Here is a 13,573-nt window from a genome sequence, read left to right on the forward strand (position 1 = left end):
GACTCGCCAGGACCGGATGTGCCGGGCCGTGCCGCCAAAGCCAACGAGACTGCGGTGGCCCTTGCGACAGTGTGTGCTGGTGGGAGCTCAGGACTTGTGGCCATTCGGGGAACGGTGGGCCAGCCGCAGTCTGATCAACGGCTGATGCCCCGACTCGACAAAGACGCAGTGAACGGAACGCCGCTTGGCGCCCACTACACAACGTTGAGCTCGAGCAGATAGACGAGAAAAGCGCGCACTGGCGGATCAAACCACGCCGCGCCCGGCTTTCAGCGGCAGCGGTCGGTGGTGGCTCCAGCGTGCGGACAGCCGGTGGACGCGGTGGGTGTGGTCGCGCTGAAGGGGACGCGGCGTGGTGGTGAGGGCTGCCTTGTAGAAGAAGTACTTGCCCATTTCCACGGCGGCCAGGTAGGCGATCACGAAGGCGGTGAGCACCCCGAAAAACGCGGGAGGCAGCGGCGCGAACCCGAGTACGTCGTTGAACGGGCTCTGCGGGACCAGGACACCGACGGTCACGACGGCGAGAACCGAAATCAGCAGAGGCCTCGAGGGGCGACTGGCGAAGAACGGGACGCGACGGGTGCGGATCACGAACACGATGAGGGTCTGGGTGGCAAGGGACTCGACGAACCAGCCGGACCGGAACTCGGGCGCGGTGGCGTCGAAGGCCCAGAGCATCGCGGCGAAGGTGGCGAAGTCGAACACCGAGCTGATGGGACCGAAGCGGATCATGAACCGGCGGATGAAGCCGATGTCCCAGTGCGAGGGACGGGCCAGCTGTTCCTCGTCCACGCGATCGGTCGGGATGGTCATCTGGCTGGTGTCGTAGAGCAGGTTGTTGAGCAGGATCTGGAAGGGGAGCATCGGCAGGAACGGCAGGAATGCGGCGGCGGCGGTGACGCTGAACATGTTGCCGAAGTTCGACGAGGTGCCCATGAGCACGTACTTGATGGTGTTGGCGAAGATCCGGCGTCCCTCGGTGACACCATCTGCGAGCACGTCGAGGTCGCGTTCGAGCAGGATGATGTCGGCGGCGTCCTTGGCGACGTCGGTGGCCGAGTCAACCGAGATCCCGACATCCGCGTGGTGCAGGGCGAGGGCGTCGTTTACACCATCGCCGAGGAAGGCCACGGCGGAGCCGGCGTCGCGCTGGGCGCGAAGGATCCGAGCTTTCTGCTCGGGGCTGACCCTGGCGAAGATCGTGGCCCTGCCGACAGCGGCGACGAGCTGGGCGTCGTCGAGTGAGTCGAGATCGGCACCGGTGAGGGTTCCGTCAGACTTGACCCCGAGGGTCCGGCACACGGTCTCGGCTACCACCGGATTGTCACCCGTCACGATCTTGACCGTGATGCCGAGCCCTGCAAGCCGCGCGATCGACGCAGCGGCCGATGGCTTCGGCTGGTCGAGAAACACGAGGAAGCCCGCGAGGGTCAGGTCGTGTTCGTCGCCGGGGGCGATGGTGTCTAGGTCCGGGGCCAATCGGCTGGCGATGGCGACCACGCGGTGGCCGGCGCTGAACTCTGCGTCGAGCACGCGAAGGGCACCTTCGGCGACGTTCGTGCAGTGCCCTAGAACCGCTTCGGGAGCGCCCTTGGTGATCAGGAACCGCTTGCCGTCGTGGGCGGCGAGCACCGACGCACAGCGCCGCTCGTGATCGAAAGGTGTCACGGCAATCTGCTGAAAGTTGCCGAACTGGCTAGTAGCCGCGGCAGGCGCTTCCCACAGGGCGACGTCGAGCGGGTTTCCACCCACGGCTGTGTCCCCGGTCGGAGTGGCCTCGTTGCACACCAAGCCGAGGGTGAGCACGTCGTCGCTCTCGTTGCCGGCCGGATCGATCGCCCGTTCGAAACTGATGTGGCCATCGGTCAGAGTGCCGGTCTTGTCAGTGAACAGGACGTCGATGTCGCCGAGGTCCTCGATGCACACCAGACGCTTGACGAGCACCTTCTTTTCCGCGAGGCGCCGAGATCCGGTGGCCAGGCTTGTAGAGACGACAGCCGGCAGCAGCTGCGGGGTGATGCCGACGGCTACAGCAAGAGAGAACAACACTGCGTCTATGACCGGGCGCCCCAGGCCGACGTTGATCACAAAGATCGCCGCGCTGAGCACCGCACCTACCTTCGCCAACAGCCCCGAGAAACGGGTGAGCCCGAGCTGGAACTCGGTTTGAGGATGTCGCTCACCGAGCCCGACGGCGATACGCCCGAACTGGGTCGAGGAGCCGATCGCCACCACCACCGCCTCGGCGGCTCCTTCGTGGACGACCGTGCCCATGAACAGGCACGACGACAGCTCGGCCAGCGGGGCGGCCCTCGGCACACGATCGGCCGACTTCTCCGCCGGAACTGACTCACCAGTCAGGAGCGACTCGTCACACTCAAGATTGCTCGCGGATAGGATGCGCACATCGGCCGGGATGATCGAACCGACACCCAGGCGCACGATATCCCCCGGCACAAGGTGGGTGACTTCAACGCTGACCGATCCCCCATCGCGCGTCGTCGCGACCACGTGGCGTATCTCCGAGTGCATCGCCTCCGCCGCGCGCTCGGCCCGGTACTCATTGGTGAAGCCGAGGCCCACCGACGCCGCGACGATCACCCCGATGATGACAGCGTCGAGTCCCTCGCCCACCACCCCGGACACAGCCGCCGCGGCAAGCAGCAACCACAACAACGGACTCTGCAGCTGCCGGGAGAGCACCGGCCACGCACTCGCATGATGCGAACGCACGGCGTTCGGACCAAAGAGTGCAGATCTTGTCGCGACCTCCACCGACGACAGACCCGACAGCCGGGACCCGAAGGCGGCCAGCGCCTGGTCCGGGGTCAGCGCAGCCGCCTCCACGATCGACGGTAGTGACGCAACCTCGAGCGAGGATGGGAGAACGGTCACACCCGAGTATGCGCTGCCGCATTGGGTGAACGGTGTTTCTGCGTCGTGCGCGAACGCGCGAATCCACAACTCACGCCGCTGCTGAGGTACCTGCCGTCATGGCTGTACGCGGCTGACCCTGGCGACYTGAACCCCGCGACGCCCACACCGGAGCCAATCTCTTCATGCCTAGTCTCGAGGACCCGGCGGACTAACCGCATACCTCGCAGTCCACCGTGACCGTCGGCGGATCTGGTGGACCTTTGGCACAGGCCCCGGGACCGGTAGAGGAGCTAAGCCGATCGGCGCGCACTCCACCTCCCGCATTTGGGGCAACCTTCCATCACCGATCGTGGGCGTGGGTGACGCGTACCCGTGTCGACCCGATGCTTCGCGACGGACAACCTGGTGCTGACTTCCAGCTCGTGCCTCCATTCGACGAACCTCGATGGCGGACTGGTCCGCGCGAGACGTGTCGATCGCCGAGCGAAGAACCTCCATTGGGTCGCCTTCAGGAACACCGACGTGATTGGTGTCGCCGTCGAGGTCGTACGCAACATCGACATAGAGGCGGTTGCACTCGCGTCCCCTGGTGGCCATGACGTACAGAGGTTCGCGCATTGTTGCCCCCGTCACGAAGGCGTGAGCGGTGTCGACGGTGCGGCCCTGTGCCCGGTGGGCGGTCGACGCGTAGCCGAGTTCGACATTCTCGGCAACGTAGTCGCGGGGAAGAACACCCAACGCTCCTCCACGAACACCGCGCACGCGAACGGAGCCGTCACGGTTAACGGCTTCCACGATCCAGTCATCACCGTTCTTGACCCACCCGCGCCCGTTCACGATGGAGCGCCGGTTCAGGCGGGTGACAATGAGATCGCCGACCCCAACCTTCGTTCCGTCCGCCGTGGTCCAGCCGGTGTTGGCAACCTCGCCAGTTGCGACCCTGTGGGCGCGCGCACGGCTGTTCAGGTCGGCCACGGTTAGGGCGTCGGCGGCAACCATCAAGGATTGGCGTCCGGCTCGAGTGTCGTTGAGCCAGGCTGCGAACAGCAGGTCGAGCATGTCCTCGCGGGACCCGGACTCAACGCGCCCATGCCGGAGGTAGACGTCGGCGACGTCGCCGTTGCCGATGCGCAGTTGCAGCGAGGCATCGCGTTCCCACTCGTGGCGGAATCGGCGCACCCCGTGAAGAGTCGGAACCTCATGGCCGCGGTCGTCAGTGAGCAGCTTGAACGCACCACCGGCCTGTACAGGGGAGAGTTGCGCCCAGTCCCCCACCAGCAGCACCTTGGCGCCGGCGCGTGACGCAAGGGCGGTGATCTGGTCAAGGTCCTTGGTGTTGGCCATAGATGCCTCGTCAACAATGACCAATTGCCCGGGTGTTAGGGTCCAGCGTCGGTATGCCGCGCATTCGGTCGCCGCCTGTTGCTGCAGTTGGCGGGTGGCCGGGGATGGGTAGGCGCCCGCCAGCCGGGCGGCATACTCGCGCAGTCTTTGCTCGCGTTCGGGCAGGCGCGCGTTCTCACTGATCCACTTGGCGGTGTTTTCGGTGTTGACCCCTACGGCGTCCGCCAAGACGTCTGCGGCGGCCGCCGACGGAGCCAACCCGACGACCGAGCCGGGACCGAACGTGGCTTCCCATATGGCGCGGACGCCGGCCATCGCAGTGGACTTTCCGGTACCAGCCGCTTCGACGAGTACGTCGAGGCGACGCCCAGACGTGACGATGACGGCGACCGCGTGCGCCTGCTCCGCAGACAAGACATGGTCTCTGCCGGGGGGTACCAATTGGTCCATCCTGGTGACAACCTGCGGGTGCACGGCCGGCCCGTCGGTGGCTTGCCCGGCGATGAGCAGCCGGGCTTCGGCATCGAGGATCTCCTGGGTTGCGTAGACCTCGCTGTTGCGGGCTCGCAGCCGGGACGTACCGTCCGCCCGCAGCAGGTGCGCAGGCACAAGTTCGACGCTGTATGGCGTCAGCCTGACTGCTTTCGCGACAGCAAGGTCAGCAGTCCGTTCAGCGACGCTGATGCGGTCGGTGGGCGTGGCAAACCGGACCCCGTGCAGCTGCCTGTGGATCTCCGCCAGCAGGTTCGCGCGAGTGAACGTGGCCTGCCTCTCCGCGACCTTGGCCAACACAAGGGTGGCCGCATCGGCAAGGATCCCCTCCCCCAGGTCAGACGCGGGCACCAGGCTTTGCATGAGTCGTCCGGCCAGCTGGGTCACCCACGAGGTCTGATCTGGGCCGATGAACACGGCAGCACGTTCGCGCCAAGACTCGACGAGCTGGCTGAACGGCCGGACATGCTTGTCCCCGCGGGTCACGAGGGTGGCCTGCTGCCGAAGCTGGATGACCTCACGAGCCGTGGGCTGACGACCGTGCGAACCGACAAACGCGTCGACGAGGCCATCCTTTGCTCGTTCGATGTCGGTCGTGCGTTGGGAGAACTCAGCCCGCAACTCCTTCGGCACGCCCTCGACTGCCCACTTCGGCTCGGCCGAGCGGCGCCGCGCCTCGGGCACCCACGCCCACCCAAACTCGCGCGTGAGCTCATCGGCCAGGAGGCCGTTGTAGAGCTCGGACATCCCCACTGCCGCCCGGAACAGGGCCTTCGAATCGAGCGTCCGCCACGCTCCATCGCGTACGGATTGAGCCCTATTCAAGACGACTACGTGTGTGTGCAGCTGGGGGTCACCGGCACGGGAGTCCCAGTGGTCGAACCCGGTCGCGACCACTCCGCGCACGTCCTCGTTGATCGCGCCGCCATGGCCGGTGCGGGTGGCGAAGACCTGGGACTCCCCGTAGGCGATGACCGACAGAAGGGCACGCGCGTGTGCCGCGTGGATTCGCGCGCGCGTGCCTTCGTCGGCCAATGCCCAGGCAACCGACACCGACTTGGGCGCAGAGAACGTGAGGTCGAAACCGGCTATTGACTGACGCGCTTTACAAACCCGGCCTAGGTGGTCGACGAACACCATCCCTGGCCCCGTCGGTGCCCGGCCGAGCTGCTCTCCCGTGACCGGGTCCTGCAGCATCCCTAGCATCCGCCACAGCTGCTCTTCCGTCACCGCTGAGCCCGGCTCGACGCCGGCTCCCCCGGCAAGGCCAGCCAACCCCGCCCCGAGAAACCGGCCAGGTGGAGTGCCATGGGCAGCGTAGTAACCGGTCAGGCCGCGAGCCGGGCCTGCTTCGTCCACGCGAGCGACTGATGACATCAGGTATCGGTAGCCGGCACCCAGCGTCATCCGCCTGATCGACATCGTCATACCTCGCAAACGCGCCCTTGGGGGCAACATCGCAACCACATCCCGCACCTTGGTGCCAGACGTGTGAAGCGGCGTGGTGGGTGTCGAGCGGGTGGCCGGGGTGGGGCGCGCGTTCTGTCCGTGGTTGGAGGTCGTCGGCGGCCAGATTCGGCCCCGGGCCGGACCTGAGGAGACGGGGAGGTGGAGCGGACCTGACTGGAGCGGTAGGGCTTGGCGCGGTCGTGGACGAGGTGTGAACCACCCAAAGCCGCGGCCGGCTGAAGGGATCGCTTCGGGCTTGCAAGGGGAGCTTTGCGCTCAGGCGCCAGCCTCAGTGGGCTGGATTGGCCCTGGGATGTTGTCAGATCGGCGTCGTTGCCGTTCTTCCAGCACCTCGATGATGATCACCTGGATGGAACCCGCGATCGGGATGGCGGCCAGGGACCCCAGGATGCCGGCGACCTCGGTGCACAGGATGATCGATATCAGGACTGCCAGAGCTGAGAGCTGCAGGGCGCGGCCGTAGATGAGCGGGCGCAGCGTGTGGCCCTCGATCAGGTGGTAGAGGAGCATGAGGACGAAGACAATGGCGGCGGCGGCGGGGCTTTCGGTCAATGCAACCAGGCTGAGCAGCACGGTGACGACCGCTGGGCCGATGTAGGGGATCAGCTCGACGATCGCCGTGAACAGGCCAAGGGGGAGTGCGTACGGGACCCCGACGAGCAGCAGGATCACCGTGGCGACGACTCCGGCGAGAAAGCTCGCCAGGAGGTTGCCGGTGACGAAACCCCTGACGGACTTGTACACGCCAGCGCCGATGCGCTCGGCCGGGAGCATGTGACGCTCGGGTATCAGGTCGGTGACCCGTCGCCGCCATTCGGGGCCCTCGAGGAGCATGAAGAGCGTCAAGAAGGCGATGATGACCATGCCGGTAACGGTTGTGGCCACGCCCTTGGCGATGCCGAACGCTGGCGTTGCCGCTCCCGTCAGCGCGTCGGAGCTTTGCCTGGTCGTTGCCCCACGGACGCTTTCGACGACGTGGTATCTGCGCTCGAGGAACCCGAACGGTCCGTGACCCTTGGTCAGGTCGTCCACCAGAACGGGCAGGGCAGTGACGAAGTGCGAGACCTGCGTCACCAACGGCGGGATGAAGACCAGACCCAGCAGCGCGAAGAAGGCCACCGTGAGGCTGGAGACGAGGGCGACCGCCACCCCGCGACCCAGCCCGCGACGCTGGAAGAACTCCACGGCGGGGTTGATGGCGATCGCCAGGAACAGAGCGACCGCGATGAGTGTGAGGCCTTTTTGCGCCCGCAGGATGAACTCGAGGGCGGCCAGTACGCCCAGCGCGATACCCAGCCCGATGAAGACGGTGCGAAGGCGAAGCGTGACCACCCGCACGTTGCTCGTGGGGAGTTGTGGTTGGGGCGTGCCAGCCGACATGCGCAGAGTCCTCTCAGCGGTGCCCCTGCGCTGCAGGGTTGACCTGACCGTAGTGCCCGTCCGGTGAATTGGCAGGCCGGAGCGCGCTCGTGCTCGTCAGGGAGCTGGGCTGGATCCGCTGGACCTGTTCCTGGTCCACATGACGGACTTCGTCCTCCCGACCAACGTCCTCGCCATCGGCGTGGGCTTCCAGTGCACCAAAGTGGCCGGCGATCTCCACAGGCAGGGGATTCATCCTGCCGAGCTCGCCCACAGAGGTAATCGCGGGAGGGCATCGGGCGGACGAAGTGCCGGGATAGTGGCCCATGCGTGGGCCGGCCCCTTCCTCCCTTTCGCGGTGCGCGCCGACGCGGGAGAGGTCAAGCTCCGTTACCCCGCTACATACAGACTCCGTGCATCCACCGCCGGTCGAGCGAGTGAAACCTTGGATGAGGCAGAGCCATCCACAGAATCACCGTGGCTCATCCCAATGATTCCGAGAGTGCCCAACAATGCTGACGTCGGCTGCACCACCAGGCCACGAACTAGCTGATGGTGCCCCCTCTTCCGCGTTGTCCATCCGAGGACAACAAGGGAGAAACCAATGACAGCAGTGGCAGAACGAGCGCTCTACGCCATTTCTGATGTCATGACGTTGCTGAGCATGAGCCGCAGCGTCATCTACGAGCAGATCCGCGCCGGACGGCTCGAAACCGTGCATCAGGGTCGTCGGTGCTACATCACCGGCGCCGCGATCGACCGCTACATCGCCTTGCTCGAGTCCGAGGCCCAGACTGATGCCAACACGGCGTAGCCGTGGCGAGGGCGGGGTCCATTACTCGGAGGCAAGGGAGCGGTGGATCGCCACCGCCCATGTCGGATTCAGCGCCGACGGCAAGCGCATCGTCAAGCGGGTCAGTGGCCGGACGAAGACAGAGGCCAAGACCAAGCTCCAAGCGATCCGCCGTGACCTCGACGACGGCGTTGGCGTCCAGGGGCACAAGTTCACCGTGGAGGATGCCCTGATGGACTGGCTCGAGCACGGTCTCAACGGTCGCGATCCCAAGACCATCGCATCCAATCGCTTCTTGATCGAGCACCGGCTCGTCCCAGGTTTGGGACGACGTCGCCTGCGCGAACTGACAGCAGATGACGTTGACCGATGGCTCGCCAATGAGGCACGTCAGGTCAGCAGCGCAACCCTGAGCAAGATGATGTCGATCCTGCGCCGCGCGATCCAACGGCAGATGGCGCGGGATCGAGTCAAGCGCAATGTCGCGCTGCTCTGTGAGCTGCCCAAGGGACAACCGGGACGTCCGTCGAAGTCAATGACGTTCGAGCAAGCCAAGGCGTTACTTGCCGCTGCAGAGGACTCAGATTTGAACGCCTATGTTTCCCTCTCCCTGCTCACCGGCGCCCGGACCGAGGAGCTGCGCGCCCTGACCTGGGCCAACGTCGACCTCCTCGGAGATACAGAGGTCAACCCGCCCGGGCCCCCAACCGTGCAGTTGTGGCGCTCGGTACGCGCCAGCGATGACACGAAGACCAAACTGTCTCGGCGTACCTTGCGGCTTCCTCTGCGCTGCGTCGAAGCGCTGACATCGCATCGGGATGATCAGCAGGGGGTTCGTGATCGTGCGGGCGATCGCTGGCAGGACAACGACCTGGTCTTCACGTCCTGGCACGGCGCTCAGCTCGACGCCGCCAACGTACGTCGGGCCTTCAGACGGGTGCTGGCCGACGCCGGCCTGGACCCCAAGGCGTGGACCCCCCGGGAGCTACGGCACAGCTTCGTGTCGCTGATGTCCGACGCGGGAGTCCCGGTGGAAGAGATCGCGCGGTTGGTCGGGCACCGCGGCACGGTCGTCACCGAAGCCGTCTACCGCAAGCAGCTCCGCCCCGTGATCACCGAGGGAGCCGAGGCGATGGACCGGATCTTCGCCGTTCATAACGTCCAGAAACATCCCAGGACACCCACGGATGTCGACGCGAAATCGGATCCTTAGTCACTCACTTAGTCACTCAGTGGCCAATTTGGCCGCTCTGCAGGCATGAACAAAACAGCCCCTGACCCGCGTTTTCGCAGGTCAGGGGCTGTTTCGTGCTGGTGGGCGATACTGGGTTTGAACCAGTGACCTCTTCCGTGTCAAGGAAGCGCGCTACCACTGCGCCAATCGCCCCGGGTCCTGCTGGGTGGTGGGTCGTGCTGGGTGGTGCTGGGTTCGACTCAGGGTTCAAGTCGTCTGAGGTGGAGACGGGATTTGAACCCGTGTACGCGGCTTTGCAGGCCGCTGCCTCGCCTCTCGGCCACTCCACCGTGAAGGCGGTCAAACCCTCCGAGCGGATGACCGGGCTCGAACCGGCGACCTCAACCTTGGCAAGGTTGCGCTCTACCAACTGAGCTACATCCGCATACACGCGCTATTGGTGTTGAACGGGGTTTTTCACCCGCTGCGCGTGCGTGCAGACATTATCCGATCATCAGCGTCGTCTCCAAATTGGGTGTCGTCCGCGGCGTTTTCCGACCCACGAGGCATGGGGGTCAGCGGCTTTCGCGCCTCGTCCCGCAGTCCCTCGACCGAGGACGTCAGCTCCTCGCGCGCCCCGTCGACACGCAGCCGATCATCGCTGGCCGGCGCGTTGAGGGGCAGCGAGCCAGTCCTGCGCGCAGACACGCGGGCCTTCACCCACTTCACCATCTGTGCCCGCAGGGAAAGCCGATCCGCCACCGGCCACATCGTGCGGATCGCTGCGTTGAGGGCGGCACCGATGAGGACGGCGATGGCCAGCGCGTACAGGAAGATCAGCAGCACGATCGGGGCGGACAGCGGGCCGTAGATCGAAGTTCCACCGCTGACCGAGGCCGTGATCGTGCCGCGAAGGACGAAGGACGCAAGCACCCAGATCAGCAAGGTGAGTACTGCGCCGGGCACGTCCCTCAGCCACGGCGACCGACGCGGCGTGGAGATGTGGAACAGGGTCGCGATGCTTGCCACAGCGGCAATGGTCACCACGGGCCAGTAGAGGTACGCCAGGAACTCTGCCCCCGGCGGCAACAGATCCTTGAGCCACGTCGGGCCGATCACGACGAGCGGGACGACCACGATCCCGACGACCAGAGACAGGAAGTACAGGGTCAACGACAGCGCACGGGTCCGGACGATCCCCCGCTCGCCCGACTGTCCGTACATGATCGAGATCGTGTCGACGAAGACGTTGAGCGCTCGCGACCCCGACCAGATCGACAGCAGGAAGCCGAGCGAGATCAGGTCTCCGCGACCGTTCTGCAGCACGTCGTTCGCCGTGGGCAGGATGATCTGTTCGACGACGTTGGCGACCAGGAAGTCGGACGCGAAGTTCTGGATCCCCTTGATCAGCTGGTTGACGATGTCCTTGCCGAGCCACCCGCTGATGTAACCCACGCCACCGAACAGCCCCAGCACCAACGGCGGCAGAGACAGCAGCATGAAGAAGCCTGCCTCCGACGCCAGGCCGGTCACCCGGTACCGCAGGCACACCCGGATCGTCTCCACGGTCAGCTTGGCCGCGGGCATGGCGCCGGGCACGCGTAGCAGCGCGCGGCGTACCCGGGCCTTAGGTGTCACCCCGTCACGGTATCCCGGCATAGTGTGCCCTCGTGCCCACCCACGCCGTCACCAACCAGGTGCCCCCACTGCCCGACTACAACACGGTCACGTCCCAGCCGGCGCTGGACGAGGGGCTGAGGCGCTGGGCCGGCTCCGCGGCATACGACGAAGTCAGTGCGCTGGGGGCCCGTGCGGGCAGCGCCGAGGCGCGCGAATGGGCCGTCCAGGCCAACGAGAACGAGCCCGTGCTGCGCACCCACTCCCCCACCGGCGAGCGCATCGACGAGGTCGCCTTCCATCCAGCCTGGCACTCCCTGATGGACGTCGCCGTCGGCGCCGGGCTCACAGCCGAGCCGTGGACCCAGCCCGCCGGGAGCGGCGCCCACGTGCGGCGGGCAGCGGGCTTCGTCGCGTGGTCCGAGAACGAGCAGGGTCACCTGTGCCCCATCTCCATGACGTATGCCGCGGCGCCGGCCCTCGCGGCCAACGCACCTCTCGCGGCGCGTTGGCTGCCCCAGCTCGCCTCGCGCAGCTACGACTTCGGGCTGAGGCCCCTGGCCGACAAGCGCGGGGCGCTGGTCGGGATGGGCATGACCGAGAAGCAGGGCGGTTCGGACGTCCGTGCCAACACGACGCGTGCAGTCGCGACGCCGGACGGTCCGGTCGAGGGCGGCGAGACCTACCGGCTGACCGGCCACAAGTGGTTCTGCTCGGCCCCGATGAGTGATGCGTTCCTCGTCCTGGCGCAGACCGATGCCGGCGTCGGTTGCTTCCTCGTGCCGCGCGCGCTCGACGACGGCGCACGCAACCCCTTTGCGCTGCAACGACTCAAGGACAAGCTGGGCAACCGGTCCAACGCCTCTTCCGAGGTCGAGCTCGACGGCACATGGGGCGTGCGCGTCGGCGATGACGGTCGCGGGATCCGCACCATCCTCGACATGGTCGCGGCCACCAGGCTCGACTGCATCCTCGGTTCGGCGTCGACGATGCGAGCCGCCCTCGTGCGGGCGATCCACCACACCCGACACCGCTCCGCGTTCGGTGCCCTGCTCGTCGACCAGCCGCTCATGCAGAACGTCCTGGCCGACCTCGCCCTCGAGGTCGAAGCCGCCACCACCCTCGCGCTGCGTCTGGCGCACGCGGTCGACGAAGGCGACACCGCGCTGTCGCGACTCGGTGTGGCCGTCGGCAAGTACTGGGTCTGCAAGCGCACCTCACCGATGGTCGCGGAGGCGCTCGAGTGCCTGGGCGGCAACGGCTACGTCGAGGAGAACGGCCTCGCCCGGCTCTACAGGGAGGCACCGCTCAACTCGATCTGGGAGGGCTCGGGCAACGTCAACGCCCTCGACGTCCTGCGCGCAATCACCCGCGAGCCCCTGTCCGTCGAGGCGTTCCGCAAGGAGCTCGCCCTCGCCAACGGCCACAGCACCGTCCTCGACGAAGCCATCACCCGCGTCGACGACGTGATCGCGTATGCCGCGGAGCCCGGCGCGCAGGCGGGCGCCCGACACGCCGTGGAACGCCTCGCGGTGACCCTGCAGGCGTCCCTGCTGGCCCGCTACGCGCCGACCGTGGTCGCCGACGCGTTCGTTGCCAGCCGCCTCGGAGGGCAGCACGGCGCCACCTTCGGCACCCTCGACGCGGGTCTGTCGACCCAGCATGCCCGCACAATCATCGACCGCGCGTTCGCCGGCTGATGCGAGGCGGTCGCGCGCGCGGGCTCTTGATCGGCGCCGCCCTCGGCATGCTCGTCACGGGCGCACTGATCCTGCTCCCGGCGGCCCTCCAGGGCGACTTCTACGAGATTGGCGACGCGCTGCTCGTCATGGGTGTTCCGATCATCGTCCTCAGCGCCATCGTCGGCGCCGTCGTCGTGGCAAGTCCCCGCGGATCCGGGGCTGGCAGAGCGGCGCACACCTCCAAGGGTGCCCGGCAGGTCTGGATCGGGTGTCTGTGCGTGGGCGCCCTCCTCGCTGTCTGGCTCCTCCTGTGGGGCACTGGGGCGATCAGCACACCGGTGCTCTGGATCGGCTAGTCCTGGATCACGGAGAGGACGTTGCCTGCGGGGTCGGTGAACCAGGCGATGAGCGGGCCGCCCTTGCGGAAGATGCCCTTGGCGTCGGTCTCCATCGGGGTGCCCTCGTACCTCTCGAAGGCCACTCCCCGACCCGTTAGTTCGTCAACCGTCGCCTCGATATCGCTCACCGGGAAGTTCAGGATCGTGAAACCTGCCGGCTCGTGGTTCGGCTTCGGGTAGGCGATGGCGTGGTGTCCCCCGCCGAGCTGGATGCGCAGGATGCCGTTGGCCTCGCTCACCTCCAGCCCCAGAGTCTCGGCATAGAACCTGCGGGCGGCTTCGGTGTCCGGCACCGAGAAGCCGCTGAACGCCTGGGAGTCCTTGAGCATGGCTGATTCCTTCCGTTGACGACCCAGTGTCGGCTACC

The 13,573-nt window shown here is 66.5% G+C and carries 9 protein-coding genes and 3 tRNA genes; 4 read left to right on the top strand and 8 right to left on the bottom strand.

From position 1 onward, the window contains the following. Nucleotides 1–246 precede the first annotated feature (246 nt). The 3 genes from mgtA to AC1DXJ_RS15060 all read right to left on the bottom strand — a co-directional run bounded on the left by mgtA (nucleotide 247) and on the right by AC1DXJ_RS15060 (nucleotide 7,563). Nucleotides 247–2,895: a magnesium-translocating P-type ATPase gene (gene mgtA / locus AC1DXJ_RS15050; RefSeq protein ID WP_477637397.1), complete on the bottom strand. Its 2,649-nt coding sequence runs from the start codon at nucleotides 2,893–2,895 to the stop codon at nucleotides 247–249. Between the two features lie 168 nt (nucleotides 2,896–3,063). Then, nucleotides 3,064–6,141 (bottom strand): MobF family relaxase, encoded by a 3,078-nt coding sequence (gene mobF / locus AC1DXJ_RS15055; RefSeq protein ID WP_477637398.1) that lies wholly within the window; start codon nucleotides 6,139–6,141, stop codon nucleotides 3,064–3,066. A 297-nt stretch (nucleotides 6,142–6,438) separates the two neighbouring features. Beyond that, nucleotides 6,439–7,563, bottom strand: coding sequence for an AI-2E family transporter (locus tag AC1DXJ_RS15060; protein ID WP_477623673.1), 1,125 nt, complete (start codon nucleotides 7,561–7,563; stop codon nucleotides 6,439–6,441). A 583-nt stretch (nucleotides 7,564–8,146) separates the two neighbouring features. On the opposite strand from AC1DXJ_RS15060, the gene AC1DXJ_RS15065 reads away from it, so the two are divergent. Further along, entirely contained in the window at nucleotides 8,147–8,356 is a 210-nt protein-coding gene (locus AC1DXJ_RS15065; protein ID WP_477623672.1) for a helix-turn-helix domain-containing protein, read from the top strand. Next, nucleotides 8,340–9,548, top strand: a complete 1,209-nt coding sequence (locus AC1DXJ_RS15070; protein WP_477637399.1) for a site-specific integrase — start codon at nucleotides 8,340–8,342, stop codon at nucleotides 9,546–9,548. The genes AC1DXJ_RS15065 and AC1DXJ_RS15070 overlap by 17 nt, the downstream gene beginning before the upstream one ends. A 99-nt stretch (nucleotides 9,549–9,647) precedes the next feature. Here the strand turns inward: AC1DXJ_RS15070 and AC1DXJ_RS15075 are convergent. The 4 genes from AC1DXJ_RS15075 to AC1DXJ_RS15090 form a co-directional block, all read right to left on the bottom strand. Next, nucleotides 9,648–9,722: transfer RNA gene (locus AC1DXJ_RS15075), tRNA-Val, on the bottom strand. A gap of 66 nt (nucleotides 9,723–9,788) precedes the next feature. Next, nucleotides 9,789–9,859 (bottom strand) — tRNA-Cys (locus AC1DXJ_RS15080). Between the two features lie 22 nt (nucleotides 9,860–9,881). Then, a tRNA-Gly gene (locus AC1DXJ_RS15085) sits at nucleotides 9,882–9,954 on the bottom strand. 32 nt (nucleotides 9,955–9,986) lie between these two features. Next, entirely contained in the window at nucleotides 9,987–11,147 is a 1,161-nt protein-coding gene (locus AC1DXJ_RS15090) for a YihY/virulence factor BrkB family protein (RefSeq protein WP_477613117.1), read from the bottom strand. 32 nt (nucleotides 11,148–11,179) lie between these two features. On the opposite strand from AC1DXJ_RS15090, the gene AC1DXJ_RS15095 reads away from it, so the two are divergent. Together AC1DXJ_RS15095 and AC1DXJ_RS15100 are read left to right on the top strand one after the other, a co-directional pair. Further along, nucleotides 11,180–12,826, top strand: a complete 1,647-nt coding sequence (locus tag AC1DXJ_RS15095; RefSeq protein WP_477613118.1) for an acyl-CoA dehydrogenase family protein — start codon at nucleotides 11,180–11,182, stop codon at nucleotides 12,824–12,826. Next, nucleotides 12,826–13,164, top strand: a complete 339-nt coding sequence (locus AC1DXJ_RS15100; protein WP_477613119.1) for a hypothetical protein — start codon at nucleotides 12,826–12,828, stop codon at nucleotides 13,162–13,164. Before AC1DXJ_RS15095 ends, AC1DXJ_RS15100 begins: the two co-directional genes overlap by 1 nt. Here AC1DXJ_RS15100 and AC1DXJ_RS15105 read toward each other — a convergent pair. Then, nucleotides 13,161–13,535, bottom strand: coding sequence for a VOC family protein (locus AC1DXJ_RS15105; RefSeq protein ID WP_477613120.1), 375 nt, complete (start codon nucleotides 13,533–13,535; stop codon nucleotides 13,161–13,163). The two genes, AC1DXJ_RS15100 and AC1DXJ_RS15105, sit on opposite strands and share 4 nt — an antisense overlap. Between the last annotated feature and the right edge of the window lie 38 nt (nucleotides 13,536–13,573).

It is taken from the genome of Pedococcus sp. P2_D9, assembly GCF_056404275.1.